General features: G+C 60.9%; 24 protein-coding genes and 2 pseudogenes. 13 read left to right on the top strand and 13 right to left on the bottom strand.

Annotated features, from left to right (window positions below; translation table 11 throughout):
* Positions 1-167: 167 nt before the first annotated feature.
* A complete protein-coding gene (locus BLM15_RS30230) occupies positions 168-2006 on the bottom strand; it encodes a type II toxin-antitoxin system HipA family toxin (RefSeq protein ID WP_236846823.1) in 1839 nt (612 codons plus the stop codon).
* 1327 nt (positions 2007-3333) lie between these two features.
* On the opposite strand from BLM15_RS30230, the gene BLM15_RS30225 reads away from it, so the two are divergent.
* Positions 3334-3645: a DUF1236 domain-containing protein gene (locus tag BLM15_RS30225; protein WP_164547731.1), complete on the top strand. Its 312-nt coding sequence runs from the start codon at positions 3334-3336 to the stop codon at positions 3643-3645.
* A gap of 65 nt (positions 3646-3710) precedes the next feature.
* Here BLM15_RS30225 and BLM15_RS30220 read toward each other — a convergent pair whose 3' ends face one another.
* Both BLM15_RS30220 and BLM15_RS30215 read right to left on the bottom strand, forming a co-directional pair.
* Positions 3711-3962: a hypothetical protein gene (locus BLM15_RS30220; RefSeq protein WP_126116614.1), complete on the bottom strand. Its 252-nt coding sequence runs from the start codon at positions 3960-3962 to the stop codon at positions 3711-3713.
* A 344-nt stretch (positions 3963-4306) separates the two neighbouring features.
* Positions 4307-4558 (bottom strand): DUF982 domain-containing protein, encoded by a 252-nt coding sequence (locus tag BLM15_RS30215; RefSeq protein ID WP_126116613.1) that lies wholly within the window; start codon positions 4556-4558, stop codon positions 4307-4309.
* Positions 4559-4869: 311 nt separating this feature from the next.
* Here BLM15_RS30215 and BLM15_RS30210 point away from each other — a divergent pair, with 311 nt between their 5' ends.
* From BLM15_RS30210 to BLM15_RS30195, 3 genes are all read left to right on the top strand, one after another.
* Entirely contained in the window at positions 4870-5121 is a 252-nt protein-coding gene (locus BLM15_RS30210) for a hypothetical protein (RefSeq protein ID WP_126116612.1), read from the top strand.
* 302 nt (positions 5122-5423) lie between these two features.
* On the top strand, positions 5424-5603 hold the full coding sequence (locus tag BLM15_RS30205; protein ID WP_126116611.1) for a hypothetical protein: 180 nt from the start codon (positions 5424-5426) through the stop codon (positions 5601-5603).
* Between the two features lie 411 nt (positions 5604-6014).
* Positions 6015-6440 (top strand): DUF1236 domain-containing protein, encoded by a 426-nt coding sequence (locus BLM15_RS30195; RefSeq protein WP_126116610.1) that lies wholly within the window; start codon positions 6015-6017, stop codon positions 6438-6440.
* Positions 6441-7815: 1375 nt separating this feature from the next.
* Here BLM15_RS30195 and BLM15_RS30185 read toward each other — a convergent pair.
* Positions 7816-8073 carry a hypothetical protein gene (locus BLM15_RS30185; protein ID WP_126116608.1) on the bottom strand — a complete coding sequence of 86 codons (258 nt, stop codon included), beginning with the start codon at positions 8071-8073 and terminating at the stop codon, positions 7816-7818.
* Between the two features lie 252 nt (positions 8074-8325).
* Here BLM15_RS30185 and BLM15_RS30180 point away from each other — a divergent pair, with 252 nt between their 5' ends.
* The 4 genes from BLM15_RS30180 to BLM15_RS32410 all read left to right on the top strand — a co-directional run bounded on the left by BLM15_RS30180 (position 8326) and on the right by BLM15_RS32410 (position 10188).
* Complete coding sequence (locus BLM15_RS30180) at positions 8326-8835, top strand: YciE/YciF ferroxidase family protein (RefSeq protein ID WP_126116607.1); 510 nt, start codon at positions 8326-8328, stop codon at positions 8833-8835.
* A gap of 207 nt (positions 8836-9042) precedes the next feature.
* Positions 9043-9345: a DUF6894 family protein gene (locus tag BLM15_RS30175; protein WP_126116606.1), complete on the top strand. Its 303-nt coding sequence runs from the start codon at positions 9043-9045 to the stop codon at positions 9343-9345.
* Positions 9346-9545: 200 nt separating this feature from the next.
* The gene (locus BLM15_RS32170) at positions 9546-9680 is read left to right on the top strand and encodes a hypothetical protein (protein WP_257791811.1); all 135 of its coding nucleotides are present in this window, start codon (positions 9546-9548) and stop codon (positions 9678-9680) included.
* 217 nt (positions 9681-9897) lie between these two features.
* Positions 9898-10188, top strand: a complete 291-nt coding sequence (locus tag BLM15_RS32410) for a hypothetical protein (protein ID WP_442859487.1) — start codon at positions 9898-9900, stop codon at positions 10186-10188.
* Here BLM15_RS32410 and BLM15_RS30170 read toward each other — a convergent pair.
* Both BLM15_RS30170 and BLM15_RS32405 read right to left on the bottom strand, forming a co-directional pair.
* Positions 10116-10268 (bottom strand): annotated as a pseudogene (locus BLM15_RS30170) (DUF1236 domain-containing protein); the annotation flags it as partial. The gene BLM15_RS32410 and the pseudogene BLM15_RS30170 sit on opposite strands and share 73 nt — an antisense overlap.
* 62 nt (positions 10269-10330) lie before the next feature.
* Positions 10331-10420, bottom strand: a pseudogene (locus BLM15_RS32405) (DUF6894 family protein); the annotation flags it as partial.
* Positions 10421-10569: 149 nt separating this feature from the next.
* Between BLM15_RS32405 and BLM15_RS30165 the strand changes: the two are divergent.
* The 4 genes from BLM15_RS30165 (at position 10570) to BLM15_RS30150 (ending at position 13592) form a co-directional block, all read left to right on the top strand.
* Positions 10570-10779 carry a hypothetical protein gene (locus BLM15_RS30165; protein WP_126116605.1) on the top strand — a complete coding sequence of 70 codons (210 nt, stop codon included), beginning with the start codon at positions 10570-10572 and terminating at the stop codon, positions 10777-10779.
* Between the two features lie 329 nt (positions 10780-11108).
* A complete protein-coding gene (locus tag BLM15_RS30160) occupies positions 11109-12278 on the top strand; it encodes a zinc-dependent alcohol dehydrogenase (RefSeq protein ID WP_126116604.1) in 1170 nt (389 codons plus the stop codon).
* 52 nt (positions 12279-12330) lie between these two features.
* Entirely contained in the window at positions 12331-13257 is a 927-nt protein-coding gene (locus tag BLM15_RS30155) for a manganese catalase family protein (protein ID WP_126116603.1), read from the top strand.
* Between the two features lie 86 nt (positions 13258-13343).
* Positions 13344-13592: a hypothetical protein gene (locus BLM15_RS30150; protein ID WP_126116602.1), complete on the top strand. Its 249-nt coding sequence runs from the start codon at positions 13344-13346 to the stop codon at positions 13590-13592.
* 27 nt (positions 13593-13619) lie between these two features.
* Here BLM15_RS30150 and BLM15_RS30145 read toward each other — a convergent pair whose 3' ends face one another.
* The gene (locus BLM15_RS30145; RefSeq protein ID WP_126116601.1) at positions 13620-13982 is read right to left on the bottom strand and encodes a hypothetical protein; all 363 of its coding nucleotides are present in this window, start codon (positions 13980-13982) and stop codon (positions 13620-13622) included.
* A gap of 715 nt (positions 13983-14697) precedes the next feature.
* Between BLM15_RS30145 and BLM15_RS30140 the strand changes: the two genes are divergently transcribed.
* Positions 14698-15693, top strand: a complete 996-nt coding sequence (locus tag BLM15_RS30140) for a sensor histidine kinase (RefSeq protein WP_126116600.1) — start codon at positions 14698-14700, stop codon at positions 15691-15693.
* On the opposite strand, the gene BLM15_RS30135 is transcribed toward BLM15_RS30140, so the two are convergent.
* From BLM15_RS30135 to BLM15_RS30110, 6 genes are all read right to left on the bottom strand, one after another.
* Entirely contained in the window at positions 15690-16043 is a 354-nt protein-coding gene (locus BLM15_RS30135) for a response regulator (RefSeq protein ID WP_126116599.1), read from the bottom strand. The genes BLM15_RS30140 and BLM15_RS30135 overlap by 4 nt on opposite strands.
* 273 nt (positions 16044-16316) lie before the next feature.
* Complete coding sequence (locus BLM15_RS30130; RefSeq protein WP_126116598.1) at positions 16317-16856, bottom strand: hypothetical protein; 540 nt, start codon at positions 16854-16856, stop codon at positions 16317-16319.
* A gap of 13 nt (positions 16857-16869) precedes the next feature.
* Positions 16870-17169, bottom strand: coding sequence for a PepSY domain-containing protein (locus BLM15_RS30125; RefSeq protein ID WP_126116597.1), 300 nt, complete (start codon positions 17167-17169; stop codon positions 16870-16872).
* 157 nt (positions 17170-17326) lie between these two features.
* Positions 17327-17581 (bottom strand): hypothetical protein, encoded by a 255-nt coding sequence (locus BLM15_RS30120; RefSeq protein ID WP_126116596.1) that lies wholly within the window; start codon positions 17579-17581, stop codon positions 17327-17329.
* A 606-nt stretch (positions 17582-18187) separates the two neighbouring features.
* Complete coding sequence (locus tag BLM15_RS30115) at positions 18188-19063, bottom strand: hypothetical protein (RefSeq protein ID WP_126116595.1); 876 nt, start codon at positions 19061-19063, stop codon at positions 18188-18190.
* Positions 19064-19256: 193 nt separating this feature from the next.
* Positions 19257-20357, bottom strand: coding sequence for a sensor histidine kinase (locus BLM15_RS30110; RefSeq protein WP_126116800.1), 1101 nt, complete (start codon positions 20355-20357; stop codon positions 19257-19259).
* Position 20358: the final 1 nt, after the last annotated feature.

Raw genomic sequence — 20358 nt, 5'->3', positions numbered from 1 at the left:
AACGCCATCCGGTCGCGAAAACCCGGCCATGACTTCACTGACGACATCCGGCATTGTGCCGATAGCCTTCGGCCGATTTTGCGTCCCGCAGCTTGCCTTCTCCCGCGACGCTCCCCACAATACTCATTGGAGTCGGCTCCGCCCCGGAGCCGCCGCACGTACTTTGGTCACCGAAAGGTCACGGCGCGCTCGGCGATGAGGCGGCGGATGGCCTCCTGCACAGCCTTTGCGGCCCCTCCCCCCAATTGCTCGGGAAACGCCATGTGAGGCGCCGTCTCACTCAGGCGCATGGCGAGTTCCGATATGGCCGCCTCGGCGCGTGGAGCCGGCAGATCGATGGTCCGTGCAAGTGTCAGAAAATCCTGGCGTGTAAGGCGATCGTCCTTGCCGTTGAGCTTCAACGCCATCCGGTCGCTTGCAAGACCCGGGAAGATTCGGGTCGTGACCGCATCGTAAAGGGGCGCAAACCGAACGGTCGCGAATTGACGTGATCCGGGCTCGGCGCTCTTCAAGAGCGCCAGGTTCTTAAGATGCATGTCACCGTCGGCGATGAACCAGGCGAACAGGGCGCGCCGGAACAGGATTTCGAGATCGGCGGCCGGATCGGTCGACAGCGGACGCAATCCCCGCGCCATGCGCTCGATCGTGCCATCGTATTTGGCTGAGGTCGGGAGCTCCAGGATCGAGCAGAAGTCCTCCATCGCCAATATGCGATGATCATCGGCGTTCCGCCGGATATCGAACCGCTCGACAACGAGTGCCGGTGGCATACCGGCAGGCATGTCGATCAAAGCTGCGGCGGGAACCTCAAACCCGACCGCCCTGCCAAGCTCAAGGCAAAGCCACTCGACTACAGGCAAGGTTTCGAAGCCAGCGGTGCCTGCCGGCTTGAATATATGCGTAAACGGCAGCTCGATCGCCGGCACCAGAGTGCCGTCGGCGGTCAGGCACATCGGCGCCTTGATCTGGACGCCGGACAAGCGCGGGGTCTGGGCCTGCGCATAGAGCCGCGCGAGATTCTGCTCAAAGGTCTCCTCGATCTCTCCCCGTCCGGGGCCGCAATAGCGACCAATGAAGCGGCCGCTTCTCGAGAAGGCGGCAAGCTCGCCTTGAAGAACGTCCGCAGGGATCCTCGCGAGCTCCTCACGGTTTCGGACGATCGCGATGTTGGACATATAGCGCTTGCCCGAGCGCAGCACGTCACGCTCGTCCCGCTGATGGAGTACCCGAGCAAGCCAACCTTCCGGCAGGAGGGACTCGATGAATGGCGGCAGCTTGCCCGGTATCGTCTCGCGAATGAGCGGCGGGCGGCCGCCTCGTCCCGAAGCCTTCCATCGCCATTCGAGGCCGTCATGGGTCAAATATCCGAGCGGCGTCCCGTGCCAAGCTAGGAGAAACTCCAGAGCCGCCTTGTTGCCAGTAATCTTGCCCGCGCTCGGTCGGGCGAGCATGTAACGCTCTGCCCCCTCTCCTTCCCGGTACCATCCATTCTCGCGGGCAAGCGCCCAGACTGCGTCCGCAGCGGCCCGTGGTGTCCCATATTCTTCGACGAGCCGCGCCGCCATCTGCGCGCGCATGGGCTCGTTAATCGCGGTTGCATGCTCGCTGCGCAATCGAAAGGCTTCCAGGAAGCGCTGACGCGGAGACGACGCCTCGGCTCTCAGCTCGCCCATGTCGTCGCCGATGACGACGCTGACGGTAGAGGGGTACGCGGGCGCCTCGTTCTGGACGATCTCGAGCGTTCGCAGGCGCGTGCGCTGGTTGCGGCGCCCGCTGATAAACAGTCGTCCATCCGGCGTCGGCCCGAAGAGGCTCGCGCTAGCTGACGACAAATAGGCAGTCGGATAAAGATAACGGGCGATACGCACCGCATGGCCTAGCACCGTGGCCTCGACGTCATCCGTTGCATCGACGTAGATGCCGCGGACGAGCTGAACCAGTTCGCCCGCCTGAGCTCTCAAATGGGCGCGCTTGGCATCAACCGTCTCGCCGACAAGATGGAGCACAGAATTATCCCGAATTTCAGATGCGCAATCATTCTCGCCTCGGCAATCAGATGTCAAGGATTATCACGCATCTGAAATGCGAGATCATGAAGCGACAGCAGCCCCGCGAAAAGGGAGAATTCTGGCGACCTATCGGCGTCTCAATCGTGCGAACGGAAACTAGAGAGAAGGGGAACATTCGTGAACAAACGCTGCACACGACAGTTCACAACCCATTGATTTCGCTTAACTATCCAACCCATCCATCACGGCCGGGCTTTCTGCGGCAGATCCGGCGGCGAGGTGCGGCCAATGTCCATGAGGTAAGCGCCGCATTTCCTTCCGCACTTCTGCGGCTTGCGCGCCCCGTTGCTCGGGTCCCAGGCGCACGACAATCTGAAGACGCCGAGCAACCGTCCCAACGTCGCGTTGTCGCCGTACAGCCAGGCCAGCCCGGCTAGACGGGCATCCTGCGGGAGCAAAATTCGCAGCGGAAGTGCACGATGACCCAGGGAAAATCGATCAGCGAGGTGTCTTCGTGGGGCGGTTCCATTGGCATTTTGGATCAGAGGATCTCCCGCTACAGTCGCGTCCAACTCATCGCCGCTTCGCGTCTCGAGCCGCTTCCTGTTCCCTGATCCACCTCCTCCCGGATCGGTCGCGAGTGTCGAAATCTTCGCCGCTGAGAAGATCTCGAAAGCGCTCCGCCTGGCCGCGATTGGAAAAGCAAAAATGCGGTACCGGTTGTGCCGGCCGCCGGTGAGCGTATGGCCGCGCATGCATACGGACGATAGCGGGCCGCTTGCTGGGAGGTGACCGAGATATTGGCCGTCGTCGTCCCTAATCGCGACCTGATAGGGTCAATCCCTATCGATGCCGGAGGGCGAGAGCTCTCCCTTGCACCTCATGGCTCGTCCTCACTGCGGACAGGCCGGGCACCCTGCGAAAACGCGCCGCGCAAGAAGCCCCGAGACACAGAGCGATCGGCGTCAGCGAGAAGAACGATGAAATCATGCGCTAGCGCTCGCAGCGCGGCCGGCCCCGACCCATGTTCCTCTAGCAGTTCGGCAATCAGCCCCGTGATTTCAGCATCTAGGGACACGTCTTCGACCCGCTGATCGGCTGGCAGCGCTGACATCGTTCTCACTCTCAAATAAGAGAACATAAAGAGAACAACACTCCGGGAGAGTCAAGCCGACCGGACGTTGCACGCAGGCGGCCGACGCTCGCAAATGGGTGTGCGGCATGCGGCGTTGACCTCCCTGCCGCAGAAAAAGCGAGTCTCGGGGGAACTTTTATAATGCCTCTAAGTTGCGGCGTCCGTGGGGGGATTGCCAAGGAGGCCACCATGAAGAAGATCTTTCTTGCAGCCGCTCTCGCCCTAGCTCCGGCGGTGGCGTTCGCCCAGACGTCAACCACGACCACCACAACGATCACGACCGAGCAACAGAGCAAGGTCCGAGCCTATGTGGTCAAGGAGAAGCCCGCCTCCATGAAGGTGACCGAGTCAGTTACCGTTGGAACGGCTCTGCCGGCCTCGGTTACGCTCCAAACCTTGCCGGCGGACGTCGGCGTCACCCAGTACCGCTACGCGGTCGTCAACGACAAGACGGTTCTGGTCGAGCCGAGCTCGCGCAAGATCGTCCAGATCATCGAGTAATATCGCGACGAGCGAAACTCACGGCAAAGAGGTCGCCACTCGACCTCTTTGTTGCGTGGGCGGCCCTAAGTGTCGGACTGCGTGATTCCAAATTTTTGGGCGAGCTGCACCCTATTCATGCACGAAACGTCGTAGCTGACCTGGCGCCCCTTCAACTCCAGGCGCTTTGCAAAGTCCTTGGTCATCGCTCCCACAATATCGTCGATGCGAGCCTCGCAGGCTTCATTACTGACGAAGCTCATCTCACTGATATGCGTTGACAAACAGGTGGGCTCACCCGCTACGCAGGCGACAATCACCATCGTGAATACGTCCATGGAAGAAGCTGCCCTTGGCGGCTTGCACGCAAGCCCGCGTTGTTGGAATCGCTACCAAAGGCCACTACTCAAACATTTGAACACGAACCATCTTCGCGCGCTAGCGAACCAGCGCGGGTATACCCTCTTTTGTTCGGTATGTTGCATTTTCAACAGTCTTGGCGGCTAGCCCAGCCTATTGGCCTTCGCCGCATCCGCCATCTCGCGCGACAATCGACGCCAAACAGCAAAGGCCCCGCCAACTGACCTGAAGCTGACGGGGCCCGTACTGGACACATCTCGGATAGGTATTGAACGCTGCCAGGGCTTGCCGGTTCAAGAGAGCGATCGTGCGAAGGAGCTTGCTAGCCAACGGTCGTCAAAATCAGACGGTTGGCCGCTGCCGCAGCCTTCTCGAACGCGATCCGAGCTTCATCGGCCGACTTCTTGCCGTGGACAGCGGCTGCACAAGCTCGAAACGCTTCTTCCCATTCGTTGCTGCGCTCTGGCCACGCCATGAGCAGCTCGGCAGCCTTCTCCACTGATGTGACTGCATAGGAATGGCCGGCGCGATCGGTCTCGACATAGACGGCCGGGTTGAACCAGTGACGTCCCATGACACACCTCCGCTGCGAACTGACGATTCAACGACAGCCGATGTGTGACGTTCCTGAGTTGTCGAAATATTCATGACACGAAACTAGATTTGCACGCTGGACGAGACTGGAAGGGAACAAGCTCAACTTACGCGCTGTTCTGCTGTTATTGACACGAGGGCGCGTATATGGATCTGTTCTTCACCGTCACGGTCGGCATGCTCGCCTCACTGGCTATCGGATGGGCGGCGGCTGATCGTTGGGACCGGTAGAGACCCTGGAACTTTGCGTCGTGGTCGACTGTTCCAACAGCTGTTGCGTTGGAGGTTGCCATGCATACACAGGCGAAGCACGCCAGGCTCAGCGAAAAAATCGTCGGTAGGCCAGCTTACGACCCCCAAGTACTCCACCGCGAGCTATGCCATGACCAGGACGGCAAGCGCTACACGGTCATTGTCTATCGCCCCTTCGCCGATTTGAACGTGACGCGTTACGAGCTTGAAGATGGCACCCCGGTACGCTTCATCAACGACTGCCTGTTCGAGATTGAGTCGACCGGCCAAACGTTGACGCCGTGCATCTGATGCAAGCGCTGGTGATCTGGGGTTTGCTCATTGTCGCGATCCTTAGCGCCATCGGAATCGCCTCGTTTCGATAGGATCCCTCGCACAGCCGTCGAGATAACCATGAGCACAATTGCGACCATCGGCGCCGTCATCGCAGTGCTAGTCGCATATTTCGTCGTGGTGTACCGGGTGACGCGAACTGACGACGACAAATGATCACGACATCCGACCGCGCCACCGCCCTGCTCGTCTTTTCGCATCTAGCCGGCCGGGAGGTCTCGACCTAGTCGAGTGAGTGGGCGCGGCAATGCGAAGTGTACATGCTGCTCGCCATGCCGGCAGGTCAACGGCTGCGCTTCCTGAACGGCTCCGGCAGGCCGGAAGATGGGCGCGATGGCAGGTCGCTCGAAGCGATCCGGGGCGCAGCTGGCGCCGCCTCATTGAAAGCCGACTCGGATCGCATGGAAGAGATTCTGCGAGCGCGAACCCGTTCGCAATAAAAAAAGCCCAGCCGGCCGAAGCCGACGGAGCGCGATTTTTTACATCAGGTAGCGCTCCTCCCTGGGAATGTCTGCTTAGGGCTGCCGGGCTCGTGCGCATGTAGCAACGCCGGGGTCTGCGTTGGCCGTAAAGGTGGCCGCTGCTGCATCACGTCGGGCGGCAACATGCGATACGGCCGCTAACCACGCCGCAGTGGCGTCGGCGATTTAGCAACAGGATGCGGCGGCCCATCTCAAAGAAATGACGTTCAGACCGCTGGTGTTATCAAAGCTTGAAAGACGCCTTCCCCTCAGCGAGATGAATAGGCATTAATACTGAACAAGCGCAGTAATTATGAATAGCTATTCATGGAACCTGCGATCCAGGCGGCCGTTTAGTCCTGTGGCAGGGGCCATGCAGGGAGAAGAGCTATGATGAAGAACCTCGCTATTATCGCCGCGCTCGCCGTTGTCCCGGCGACGGCGTTCTCACAGTCGAACTCGGGTGCCGCTGGCGGCGCTGCCGCCGGTGCAGGCACCGGTGCCGTCGGAGGGGCAATCGTCGGTGGGCCCGCTGGTGCAGCTGTAGGCGCGGTCGGTGGCGCCACAGTCGGCGCGGTGGTCGGCGGTATCACCGCGGATAAGCGGACCGAGTTTCGCACCTATGTGAGGGAGCAAAAGGTGCCTTCGGTCACATATCGGGAAAAGGTCGTCGTGGGCGCCACGTTGCCGACGACGGTGACCTACCACGAGGTGCCCGCTCGCTACGGCAAGACCGAGTATCGCTACACGGTAGTCAATGATCAGACCGTCCTGGTCGAGCCGAAGTCGCGCAAGATCGTTCAGATCATCGAATGATCAAAGGTCGGGGCCCATCCCAAGCGGGGTGGGCTCCGAACGTTTCCGCCCACGACAAAGAGGAATACGCTATGTTTCGGACAATTCTATTGGCTGCCGGCATCGCATCGGCAGCACTTCTCACCGCGCCCGCGCAGTCGCAAGTGCGGATCGAAACGCGCATTGACCGCCCGGGCTACGACGGCCCGCGATATCGGGATCGGCGAGGATATGAGGAGCGGCGGGTGGTGCGCAGCCGCTACCGCGACTGTCGGATGGTGGAAAAGCGCCGAGTTAACCGGTTTGGTGAGGTCGTCATCAGGCGCACGCGCATCTGCGGTTAAGCAACCGCTTGGTGTAGCGGGTCGCCGCAGTCGGCTGCCCGCTACATTCACTAGTTCCGGCGGTTTTGGAGCAAGGCCATGCTCGACGGCAGGCAGGCTTTACGACAAGCATTTAAGCGCTTTGAGCGGGAAGTGCCTCTCTGGGTCGGGTCAGCGCTAAGATGGCTCCGTCACCCAGCCTCCCGATGGGTCCGCATACCTGCTGGCTTGCTTCTGATGGTTGGTGGCGTCTTTGCAATTCTGCCTGGCCTGGGCATTTGGATGTTGCCCCTCGGCCTTCTCTTGCTGGCCGCCGATATACCTTTCCTCCAACATCCCGTTGCGCGGTTCACATTATTCGGAGCTGACCAATGGGCTCGACTGCGACAATGGCTACGTCGGAAATGACGGGGTTTTAACAGGTTCCTCTGAGCGTCGGGAACACTGATGCCCGATCTCCGTCCGCAACTTGCTGAGTGGCGCTCGCTGGAAATCGCCGTTGCTTAATCCTTCGCCCGATCCGCGGGCAGCTCGTTGGCGGAATGGAACGCGACGTGTCTTGGTAAAGCGAAAAGCGCCCACCAGCCTGCATGAGTACGCGCAGCGCCAGGCTGCAAGGCCTCGATCCCGATTTCAAGCCGACAGGCCCCGTCCTATGTATCCAGCTCGTTTGAACGTGCGCGCTTTCTGAAGCCAATTATTGCCGCAGCCACCGTGGCGGCCCCTGCCAGCCCTGCGCCCAGAGCAAGCACGGGCGATCCCGTTCGACGCGCGGCATGGAGACGCGCAAATTGCAGGTTCGACAAGGCCGGTGGCGCCGTAGGCCATCTCCTGACGATGAGCGCTGCAACCAGGAAAATTGCGGCCGTCAGAAGCAAGATGCCCGCTATTGAGAGACTGGCTGCAATCGCGCCGTATCGGAACATCAGCGCCGTGTAGCCAGCATTAAGCGCGTACCCCAAAGCGAAGACTGTGATCAGCCCGCTAAAGGCCATCAAGCTGTAGGTGACAGCAGCCCGCTTTAGAGCAGCCCTTGCGCGCGAGGCGAAATAAACCGGCAACCCGCCCACGATCTATTTCGCCGCCCAGAAACCGAAAACGACGCCCGCAGCGGCCGCCCATCCAAGGGCGCGCAGGGGACGGGCGCGAACCTCGTCCATTATCAATTGCTGAAGTTCGCTCACGCGCTCCGTGGCAGCCTCCGCCATCACGTCGGTATCAACTCCGTACGCCTTAAGGCGGTCAGCTGTCTGCCCCTCCGTGGATTCGTCGGATGCAGTTCCCCCGCGCTCGTCGACGCTCTTAGACATCGCCTTGAACCCGTTTTCCATGGATGAACCCCTCGTCATTGAGCTGAGCCATTACGCAGCGGCCTACACTGATGGGGATCAAACGATGCGCACGGCCCGCTGTTCCACATCCCGCTCGAACAGCCTTGGAGTTGTCCCGCGCTGCTGAGGACCTATTCGAGCAAGCGGTTGGCGGCGTGCCCCACCAACGTCTGCCCGCCTTTATCCCTGAAGGACGGAACTACGCGAGCCCCCCTACGTTGCATGGGCTTCTCAGCTAGTTAGGAGCGCCCCATGGCCAGCGAACCCAAAGCTCTCGACGACATGTTTCACGACATGCTCAAGGACGTTTATTATGCCGAAAAACAGATTCTGAAGGCTCTGCCCAAAATGGCGAAGGCGGCCAATTCGGCCGAGCTCAAGAAGGCTTTCGAGACCCATCGCACTGAGACGGAAGGTCATGTCGAGCGTCTCAGCGACGTCTTCGAGGTGATCGGCAAGGCGCCCCGCGGCAAGACCTGCGACGCGATCCTCGGCATTCTCGAGGAAGGCAAGGCGGTCATGGAGGACTACGCCGATAGTCCGGCACTCGATGCCGGGCTGGTAGCGTCCGCTCAGGCGGTCGAGCACTATGAGATGACCCGCTACGGCACGCTCAGGTCCTGGGCTCAACAGCTCGGCCACAAGGACGCGGTCACGCTGCTCGACGCTACGCTCGCCGAAGAGACCAAGACGGACGAGCTGCTGACGAAGATCAGCAAGTCGACGAACTCAGCGGCAGTCGCCACCGCGAAGGCGGCCTGAGCTCCGGCAACGATTGAGGCCCGCCGAGCGACACTCGGCGGGCTTTTCCGCGCGGCTCAAACCAGATTGCGGCATGCATATCTCGTGGGTTTATGCGGGCCAGCGCTCGACAGTGACCTCCCCGTTCAGTCCGGTGCCGTACAGAGCCGGAACCGGAAAGCGGATCTCCCGTTCGGTCAGCGGGGGCGCCGGGATGGAGTCGCCGCAATGCCTAAGTTCACGATCACGACGGACGGCGGCGAAGGCCCCGAGCGATCCGATGAGGCCTTGGAATTCGCCGATACCAAAGCGGTGATCGACGACGCGCAGATCGCGCTGGTCGAAATGGCCCGCGAAAAGCTGCCAAACGGAAAACACGCCGACTTCGAAGTTAAGGTCGAGGACGAGACGGGGCGGGTAATCTACGTCGCAGAGATGCATTTCAAGGCAAGGACCGAGGAGAACGTCGCCAACGCGGCAGCGGAAATCGACGATGTGGCGTCGCATCTCGCAGGCGGGCCACGGGATTAATTGTCGAAGCTAGTGTTGGGGTTTATCTTTGGCGGGCTCTACGATCAGGCTTCGATTGGCAGGCAGCCATGCTTACGACCACAAAGAGCTCTATCGCGAGCTATGCCAGGACGAGGACGGGAAGCGCTACACGGTCATTGTCTATCGACCGTTCACCAACTTGAAACGTCACGCGGTATGAGCTCGAGGACGGCAGCCGAGTGGAGTTCATCGACGATTGCCTGTTCGAGATCAAAGCAACGGGCAAGCAGTTGACGCGGATGGAAGCGCTTTTGATTTGGGCGTTGCTCATCGCCGCGATCCTCGGCGCCATCGGGATCGCCTCGTTTCGATAGGAACCGTCGCGCAGCCGGGAAAGAACCATGCGCACGCTTGCAACCATCGGCGCCGTTATCGCAGTGCTGTGCCGGGTGACGCGAACTGACGACGACAGATGATCAGATATCCTACCGCGCCGCAGCCCCTCTCGTGTTTTCACATCTCGCCGGCCGAGAGGTCTCCACATGGTCGAGCGAATGGGCGCGGCAATCCGAAGTAGACACTCTGCTCCGTATGCCTGCATATCAGCAATGCCGCTTTGTAAACGGTTCGGGCAATGCGGAGGATGGGCGTCACCGCAGGCCGCTCCCGGCTATTCGCGGTCAGGCCGGAGCTAATTCCTTCAAGGCCGACGTTGAGCGGATGGAGAGATTCTGCGAGCGCGTCCGTACTGACTGTCCCCCTCCGGAGGAAGAAGCGGCCCCGCGTCGAAACACGGAGCCGGTCCGAGACTATTCGATCACTTGGACGATCCTGCGGGTTCGAGGCTCGACCAACACGGTGCGGTTGTTGACCACGGTGTAGCGGTATTCCTTGACGCCGTACTCGGCCGGAACCTCGCGGTAGGTGACGCCGCTCTCTGGCAGAACCGCTCCGACCCGGACTCGAGGGTGGCCTGATAAACAATGGCCTCCGCTTCGTTCTGCACCGCCACCTTCATTTTGAGGTGCGATCCATTCGGTAACTGCTCGTGAGCCATTTCAGCTAGTGCCCGCCTAGCATTATCCGAGGCTGCCTTATCGTCTGCGAACTCCATCTCGTCGCCAGGCTCGTTCCGGGAAACCGGGTTTTCAGTTGTGCGTTTGTCCTTCCGAAGGTCTGCGGATCGACTTGCCGCCTCTTGCGCGGGTCCAAATTATCCCCGCGGCGACCGGTGCCGCACTAGTAAGCGAGGCGAGACCGGGTATGCCAGGAAAGCCCAGCACACCGGCGACAGTGCTTGACGTGATCAATGTCGTCATCAGCGACGACCCGGCCGAAGGGGCGATTATCAAGCTCGCAATCGAGGGCTCAACGGATGTCGACCTCCTGTTCGACCCGTTGACCCTGGTCAAACTGCGATCTGCACTTGCGAAAATGGATAGTTGGCACGCGCACATGCTCCCAGCGCAGTAGCTCCAAAATAAGCCACGGGCGGGCGCCAACGGACTAGCGTGCCCGGCTTAGAAAACCTTGTGGACGCGCTGGCCTGGCGGTTCCTCACCGTTCGGAGTGGCGAACGGATCGTGCCATCTTGGTACCCAGCAGCCGCTTGTGCTGTGTCAGGCTTCCGCACGCCCAATTGTCTCTTCATCCGCTGCCAATTGCTAATCAGGGATAAAGCCGCCCTGCAGCGGAACAAGTTCGACGCCCCCGTTGTTGGGTGGTGATGCTCGACGTGGCGAGCAGGTCGTCAGCCTCCGACGCGCGGTGGGGTTCCCTCATCCTGCTTGAAAGGACGACGCATGCGTGCGCTCTGTTGGCATGGAAAAGGAGACGTTCGGGTCGATACGGTTCCTGACCCGAAACTCCAGCATCCCCGGGATGCGATCATCAAGATCACCTGCTGCGCGATCTGCGGCTCAGATCTGCATCTCCTCGATGGCTATCAGCCAACGATGGAGAGCGGTGACATTCTCGGTCACGAGAACATGGGCGAGGTCGTCGAGCTCGGCTCGGAAGTGACCAACCTGCGTATCGGCGACCGCGTCGTCGTGCCGTTCACGATCAGCTGCGGCGACTGCTGGTTTTGCAGGAAGGGCATGTTCTCAGCCTGCGACCGCACCAATCCGAACGCCAAGATGGCAGCGAAGGCGATGGGACAGTCGCCGGCCGGTCTGTTCGGTTTCAGCCATATGCTGGGCGGCTATAGCGGTGGCCAGGCCGAGTATCTTCGCGTGCCGATGGCCGATGTCGGCCCGATCAAGGTTCCAGACAGCGTCAGCGATGAGCAAGCGCTGTTCCTCTCCGACATTTTCCCGACCGGCTACATGGCAGCGGAGAATGCCCAGATCCAAGACGGCGACTTTGTCGCGATCTGGGGCTGCGGACCGGTTGGCCAGTTTGCGATCCGGTCGGCGTTTATGCTCGGCGCAGGTCGCGTCATCGCGATCGACGAAGTCCCGGAGCGGCTGGCAATGGCCGAAGCGGGCGGCGCCGAGACGATCGATTTCTCCAAGACCGACGTCTACGACCAGCTCATGGCGCTGACCAATGGCCGCGGTCCCGACAGCTGCATCGACGCGGTCGGCTGCGAGGCCTCGGGGCACGGTGCGGCGGATGCCATCCTCGACAAGGTGAAGGCTGCTACCTTCCTCGCAACCGACCGCATGCATGTGCTGCGGGAAGCGATCATGTGCTGCCGCAAGGGCGGAACCATTTCCATCCCCGGCGTCTATGTCGGCATGGCCGACAAGCTTCCGATCGGCGCGGCAATGAACAAGGGCCTGACCTTCAAAATGGGCCAGACCCACGTCCAGGCCTATACGAAGCCGCTGCTTGCCAAGATCGAGGCAGGTCTCATCGATCCCAGCTTCGTCGTCACGCACCCAGCCAGCCTCGAAGACGCGCCCGCCATGTACAAGAAGTTCCGCGACAAGGAGGACGGCGTGATCAAGGTCGTCCTGCGCCCTTAGGCGCCCCGGCCTTCACACTCCAAATCGGCTGGGGCCAATGAGGAGACGACCAATGTTTTTACGTGTCGACAAGCTGCAGATAGACATTCCTGCCCCGAAGAAAAAAGACGAGAACGCCGCGGCCGCCCTCCAGGAATTGCTCGGCGGGAAGTATGGCGAGATGTCGACCCTCGGGAACTACATGTTCCAGAGCTTCAACTTCCGCAGCAAGGACAAGCTGCGCCCCTTCTACAACCTCGTGGCAAGCATCACCGCCGAGGAGCTCGGCCATGTCGAGCTGGTCAGCAACGGCGTTGCCATGCTCAACAATGGGCCCGACAAGCCGGGCGGCGACGAGGGCGACGGCGGCGACATCTCCGGCGCGCCGTATAACGCGATGCAGGACATCCGCCTGGCAACGGCCTTCCTGTCAAATGCCGGCGGCGCGACCCCGGTCAACGCCAACGGCGTCTCCTGGAACAACGACTTCATCACGACGACCGGCAATGTCGTGACCGACCTGCTGCACAATTTCCACCTCGAGTGCGGCGCTCGCCTCCACAAGCTGCGGGTCTACGAGACACTGACAGATCCGGTTGGCCGCGAGGTGTGCGGCTATCTCCTGGTCCGCGGCTCGGTTCACGCCCATGCCTATGCACTGGCGCTGAAGCAGATCACCGGCGTCGAGATCGAGAAGATGCTACCGACGCCGAATATCAATCTCGACAAGATCCCGGAGTGCCAGAAGTACCTCGACGAGGGCTCACACCGGCGCCTCTACACCTTCAGTCCCTCCGACTACAAAGAGATGTCCGGCATCTGGGGGAACGGAGAGAAGGCCTTGCCGGGTGATCCGCCAGGCGAACTCGAGGTGGTGGAGGGAATGCCGGAAGGTGGCAAGATCCATCAGTTCACCGGCGTCCCGTCCGCCTTCACCCCGGACTATGCGCCCGAGGAAATGTTCGAGATTGCGACCAAGCTCTACAAAGCGTCTCGCTAAGCCAATGGTCGGGGGTGCCCATCGCTCGCGCGCTGAGCACCTCGGCCTAGCCACGTCATGCCCCCACCCACGAGGTCACAACACGCATGTCCAACATGTTCTTCGATCTGTCGATGCTCGCCTTTGAATCGCAGCAGGCGATCTGGTTGCGCACCATCAAGCTGTCCACCGGCGGCCCAGCAGCCGATCGGGAAGCCAAGCTGATGGTCGACGAGAAGCTGTCGGCCGCAATGCAAGCTGCCGGCAGGTTGATGGGGGGCACCCATCCTAGCGCGGTCGTCAAAGCCTATCGGCGCAAGGTGCGAGCCAACGTGCGGCGATTGTCGAAGTCGTAGCGAGGTAGCAAGCTTGAGAAGCAGTTCTCATTGCCGCCGCGGTGCGTTGTCCTGCTTCGCTTCCTCCCAGGCGCGGATATCGGAAACCAGTCTACCGAGCTCGTCAGCCTCCGGCGTACCCTCGGCATAGTTGGCGAGCTCCGCCACTCTTTGTGTCGCCGCCTCATACTGCTCCAGAGAGCTAATTGGGTTGGTCATGGCTGCCGTTGCGGGAGAATCCTGCTCCAGCCGATAGGCGTTGACGGCATCGATCAGGCCGACTCTCTCGGCCTCCTCGTCCGAGCCTTCGGGCGCGATAGCCAGCTTGGCGATCCGCGCCTCTGCGATCAGGCAATCGTCGGAATTCAATATGGCACGTCCGCCGAAGCCGACCTCTGGGGTGCTGGGCATGATGGTTCTCACTAGTTGCTGTCTGAGCGCAACCTTTCGCGCGCCGCTGTGTTCCGCCCAGGACGCGACATACCCAACAGGGTTAGGAACCTTCCCGTGCGGCCGGCATTAAACCTGCGAGCTCAGGGAGACAGGGCAACAAGGGAGGATGCCATGAGCAGTCGCAAGCCAGAGCACGACGATACGGTCGGCCAGCCGCGTAGGGCCTCGGATAGCCGGCCGCGCCCCGGATCCGGGACACCGACAGCTAGCGAGCCGGTTAACAAGGATGGACCGAAGCCGCGCAGCTCCAAAGGCGAGCGGAAGCCTTCAGAATCTTCCAGCGCCCTCGACCCTGGGCGGCCCACCAAAAAGGACTGAGCGGTCGCAGATGGCAAGCTGGGGACGTTTGCGTTGGAGATGCATGTGCAAGGACGAGGCCGTTGATGAACCCCAAGATCTCAAGCGGCGCGAGCTCCGCCTGCCGCGAGCTTTATCGTGAGTACTGCCAGGATGAAGGCGGTACCGAGTACACGGTCATCGTCTATCGGCCGTTCCCAATATGAGCTAGAGGACGGGACGCCGGTTCGCTTCATCGACGATTGTGTGTTTGAGATCGAAACGACAGGCCGAACGCTTACCCGATGCGACCATCTCCCGAGTGCCTAGGTTAAAATCCACCTTGTTCTATAGTGGATGGCATTTGCCGCCGCTTTGATCTCGCCCGAGTGCGCCGATGCCCGAATTGAACCCAAGCGCCTGGAGCGCAACAAGCCTGCGCCGCGCGATAAGCGCCGCGGGTGTTGCGTTGTGGTCCTGGAACGTCGAAACCGACGCGTTCGCCATGGATGAGCGGGGCTTCCAGCTGTGGGCCGTACCTCAAAGCGACGACGTCAAATTTGAAGACCTGTCCGCCCGCATCCACCCCGCGGACTGGGATAGGGTGAGGGCGGCCTTCACGGCGACCCGAGCCATCGTCGGTGCCTACGAGATCGACTTCCGCATTATCATCGGCGACGAGATCCGCTGGATTTCAGCCCGCGGGATCGGTGATGAATCGGGGCTGCACGATCGTTTAGCGTACGGCATATTCCTTGATGTAACCGGGCGCAAGCAGGCTGAGGAAGGCCACGAACTTCTTGCCGGGGAGATGAGCCATCGCGTCAAAAACTTGCTCGCTATCGCGTCGGGACTAACTCAAATCTCGTCCCGCTCGACCACGACGGCCAAGGAGATGGCCATCGAGCTGACGGGCCGTCTGGCGGCTCTTGGACGGGCCCACGATTTGGTGAGGCCTCTTCCCGGCCATCAAGGCCAGGCGGCGTTGCTTGGCGACCTCCTCTCGATCCTACTCTCCCCCTATGAAGATACCGGCGCCTTTAGCGGCAGAATCCGCGTAGCCGTTCCGCGTATGGGTGTCGGCGAGTTGGCCGCAACGACGCTAGCTCTTATCATCCATGAACTTGCGACGAACTCGCTGAAATATGGTGCGCTCTCTGCCGACGTTGGAACGCTTGATGTCTCTGGCAGCCTCGACGACGAGGACGTGAAGATCGTCTGGGTCGAGCGCGGAGGCCCCAGCGTCGAACCCATAAACGGTGCAGGTGGCTATGGCAGCCGCCTGGTCGTGCGCAGCATCTCGGGCCAGCTCGGCGGGTCGATTAGCTATAACTGGTCAGCCGAGGGTGTCATCGTTACCCTCACGATGAAGACGTCGAAACTGGCGGCCTAGGCAGCATGCCGAACAGCCTCAAGAACGGCGGTCGCACTGTACGGCTTGCGCAAAAACGTAACGGCGGCGGGCATCTCATGTGGATCAGGCCTGATGCGACCCGACGCGATGATAATCAGTATCGGCGGCCATCGGTCTCGCACTGCGAACGCTAGCTTCAAACCGTTCATGGACCCAGGCATCTCAATGTCGGTGAAGACAACTTTGATATCTGCCCGGGCCTCCAGGAGGACGATCGCTTCATCGGCATTTCCAGCTTCGATCGCCTCGAAGCCGGCCTCCTCAATAATTGAGGCGGTATCCATGCGGACAATTGCATCGTCTTCAACAACAAGGACAACTAGGGGCATGAGCAAACTCTTGAATGGATTAGAATTCAACGCGCCTCCCTTACGATAGTTGCGGCTTATCCAAATGAAATGCACATGAAGCTGCCGGACATACGTTTGGATAGGTTGGTGCCTTTTTTATTTTCAGGCGGATAGAGTCCGACGGGTTGAAGATGGCGCTCGCGAAAGCCGGAATGCATAAATCTCGGCCTCTCGCCCGATGGAGTTGAAGGGCCGGTGGGTAGCCACCGGCGAAGATACGGCGCTGTGGGGAGCGCCGATCTCGGATTTAGCTCAAACGGCGCCGTATCGGTACGGCTCGGCAGTCTCATCGAAGCGGCTCCACCCGCTCTGTCGGTATTCTGCTAGACGAGCCTCACGGTCGATCGGCGTTGCGCCGTCCATGATGGCTTCGACTTCCGCCGCCCGACTATCTTCAGCCCGGACAGAAACGACAGAGCCGCCTCTGCGAACGGTCTCGGCATAGTAATGCGCGCTGTCCTCGTCCTCTCCGGCGCTGGTCATCGCACCGATGATCCCACCCGTCGCGCCGCCAGCCGCCGCTCCAGCCAGCGTCGAAGCCAGCCAACCGGCGGCGACCACGGGCCCAACTCCAGGGATGGCAAGGAGGCCCAAACCGGCGAGCAGACCGGCGGCGCCACCGACCGCGGCGCCGATACCCGCGCCTTCGCCGGCGTTACTGTCGTCGTCGGCATTTTCCTGACGTCCCAACAGGCTGATTTCTGAGCTCGCGACGCCAGCGGCCTCAAGCTGGTTCACGACGCCCTGGGCGGCGGCGTAATCATCATAGGCGCGAGTGATCGTGCGGGTCATTTGACTCTCCTTTTCAATTACGGGTGATGTTGCCGCGGTAATCGACTGAGACGGTCACCTGCGCGCCTGAATGTGTGGCGGTGCCCTTCCAGACACCGTTGTCGTCCTTCTTGAGCTCGCCGACGTTGGTGTAGCCGTTCGCCTCCAGGCGGCTCTTGGCCTGCCCCTCGGTGAAGCTATTCGCGCCGGGAAGCGGAGCGTTCGCATCGGCGGGCGCATTCGGCGCAGGCGTCGGCGAAGTAGTGCTCGTCTGTGCAAGGCCGCCGACCGGAATCAGGGCGCACAAAGCCATCGTGAGAATCGCACGTTTCATGATTATCCCCATTTTTAAGGCGCCGTGAGGCTGCTAATCAGAACGGCAGGCTGCTCAAGATGTTCCCATAAATGGTGAATTATCAGCTGTGTAGGCCCTCCCCGGATCGGCGCCAGAAATGCCCTCGCGAAAGCTGATCACCATCTCGCCTTGCTCATTAGTCGAGATGCAGTTTGCCGAGGTTGCCCGGCAAACCCGCGACCGGAAGGTCATCGCGGCTGCGGTTTGTTCCCGGTACGGGATTGGCCTCTGATCCATGCGTGTTTTCGCGAGCGTGATCCTCGTCCCATTGGCGAAGCGCCGCGACCAAGTTCTTCAGTTCTTCTGCTGCGGATGAACCTTCCGGCGCATCGCTAAGGGCGTTAGCGCGCTCGGCTGTCGCCGCGTATTCAGTATGTGATTGGATCAGCATTGCGATCTCCACGGTCGGATGTGCCTCGCCGAGGGCTCGGCACATTTCGCTTTAGGATCGGAACCGCCCGCTACGCCCTTCGTTCCAGTGGCTCTCAGCCCAGCGAGGGGTCCGACGTTGCGCTTTCAGGCTCGACGTTTTGAGATCGCGGTTCTTCACCGCCCGCCTGGCTCCCATCAAATCCCGTACCAAATCCTGCCTGCGCGCTTCGGCGATCGACGGATCAGTGGCTCGCCAGAGCCGTCCAGCGACAAGGAATAGCGACCATCAGGGGTAAAAGGATAACGGCGGTCCATACTAGCGGAAATCAGGCGCTGGAAACCTAGCGATCACCGCGCTGCTCGGCACACCTTTGGTGTCCCAGCCAAGGCTCGCGACGGATGCTTCATAATTCGTGACCCAGTGCGCGGGCGCACTCGGCAGGTTGTCCGAGGTCTTAAGCTTGATTTCGATGTCATAGGAGCTGTCGTCCCAATCGAAGAGTGATGAGCTGCATTGGGGACAAAATCGCCTACCTCCCGTGCGGCTTCGATCCGAGCTCGCCAGTCGGCGCCGCAATCTAACGCGGCGCCGACCACACGACTGAGCGACTATAGATTTTGGAGACTAGCGGGATCCAAACAATGCGGTGAGATCGATCTCTTCATCGCGATGCTTCCCGCCTAGTACAGCCGCAAACCAGGCGGCTGCGGCGCCAGCCAGCAGCGCGGCTGCGGTCAGGAATGCGGTTATGACGCCCATCCTCCGCGCGCGTTCGGCAGCCTGCTTCGCAGTTTCCTTCGCCTGGTTCAGTTTCGCATACGCATCGTCGATGCGCTTCTCGGCGTCTGGTTGAGAGATATTTGCGCGCGCCGCGAGGCGGTTTGCGATGTAGGTGCGGTCGGCCGGATCGAGGGCACCGCTCGCCAAGCTGCGACTTAAGATGCGTGAAGCCTCCTCGCGCTCTCCCGCCGACACGGGTTCGCTACCGGTGGAACGCATCACCGAGTCGAGCGCTGAGCCGAGGGGGTCGGCCTGTTGGCTGATCAGCGCACCCGCGCCCGTCGCGGCTGCTGTGACCCCTGTCGCAGCGGTTTTGGCAGCCCCGGTCAACACCGAACTGGTGAGCATCGCAACAAGCAAGGCACCAGCTGCCCAGACGACCAGTCCATGCGCGCCATCGCGCACATGACGTTCATGATCAGTGGCATCGAGGGTTGGCCGGCGCATCCGTCCAGCCAAATATCCACCGGCAGCGCAGGCAGAAATCGTCACCCAGAGCGCCCAGATCCCGCCCGCGATCGCTAACGCGGTCAGACCGGAGGAGCGAGAGGTGTCGGCGGAGACCATCGAAAGCCCGATGGCAGAACCGAATGCCGCCATGATCGTGGTGATGGCGGCGGCGACCACCGCGCCGCCGATGATCGGACTCCAGTCGAGATAAGACGAGCTGTTGCCGGTGCTGGGGGCTACGACAACCACATCCGTTGTGTCCATTGTCATGACATCAACTCCTAGCGGAGGCCGAGGAAGGACAAGATGGCCAGAACGACCACGACAAGGCCGACGATATAGATGATGCCGTTCATAGGAACTCTCCCGCCAAGCGCGCCAAAATGGTCACGCGGCAAGAAAACGAAGGCCTCTGCCGGATGTTCCGATCGAGCCGGCGGTCGAGATCAAACGGACGTCGCGCTCAGCCGAGTGGCATTCGGAATGTGAACTGCGTTTCGAGTTCAGAGGAATCGACAACTATCGTGCCGCCATGCGCCTTGGCGATTTCCGAAGCGATGTGCAGACCCAACCCCAACCCCTGTAGGTTGGCGCGCACCTCGCCGCGGAAGAACGGTTGAAACAGTTTGGCCATCGCTTCGGGGGGAATGGGATCGCCGCCGTTGGCAATGGATACGTGCAAAAACCCCTCGGCCGTTTGAGCGCGCATCCGGATCGGCTGGTCTACCGCTCCATGCGCAAGCGCGTTGCCAAGCAGGTTTGAGACGAGCTGAGCGATGCGGGCGCGGTCGCAATCAACTGGTTCAGCGATGGCGAATTGAAGCTCAATCCGTCGATCCGGATACGTCGACGTTAGCTCGTCAACGACCTGCTGCAACGCCGGGGTAAGAGGCTCGGCTGCGTTGCGATCGAGTGTGATGCCGTCGCCAAGCCGAGCTTTTGCAAAATCCATGACATTGTCGATCAGCTCGGACATGCGCGCGATGCTGCCCATCAGAAGGGGCAGGATCTTTGCCCCTTTTTCACTCAGATTTTCTCGCGCGAGAAGACGCACACCTCCGGCAAACCCCGCGAGGGGATTGCGTAGATCGTGTCCGAGCACGGCAATGAATTGCTCTCGAAGTTCAGCGGTGGCCCGCTCAGAGCGCAGATTTTCTTGAGCGGCAGCTCGCGCTTTCAAGAGCGATTGCTCGAACTGTCTGCGTTCGGCCGCCTTAAAGATCGCGAGCTTGACGGTGGGGGCGTCGCCGGCAGATTCAACTGCGCTGGCGAAACAGGGAATCGTCTCCCCCGCGGCGCTCAAGAAATCGAGCGCAACGCCGTCGATGTTACCCTGAATCTTCAACAGCGGGCGCAGGTGGGTTTCCCAATAGACCCTGCCAGTGAAGGGAAGGACATCGTAAAGACGCTTGCCGCTGAGCGCCGCCGCGTCGTGCCCCAGCCACGTAGCGAGCGTGCGGTTGGCCAGCACAATCTCGCCGGTCGACGCTATAGAGAGATATCCGCAAGGTGCGTTGTCGAAGAAGTCCACGAGCTGGTCGCGCCGAGGTTCCGAGGCGGTCATG

Origin of the sequence: Bosea sp. Tri-49 (genome assembly GCF_003952665.1) — a bacterium.
Classification (GTDB): Bacteria; Pseudomonadota; Alphaproteobacteria; order Rhizobiales; family Beijerinckiaceae; genus Allobosea.
This window is presented reverse-complemented; position numbering and strand designations above follow the sequence as displayed.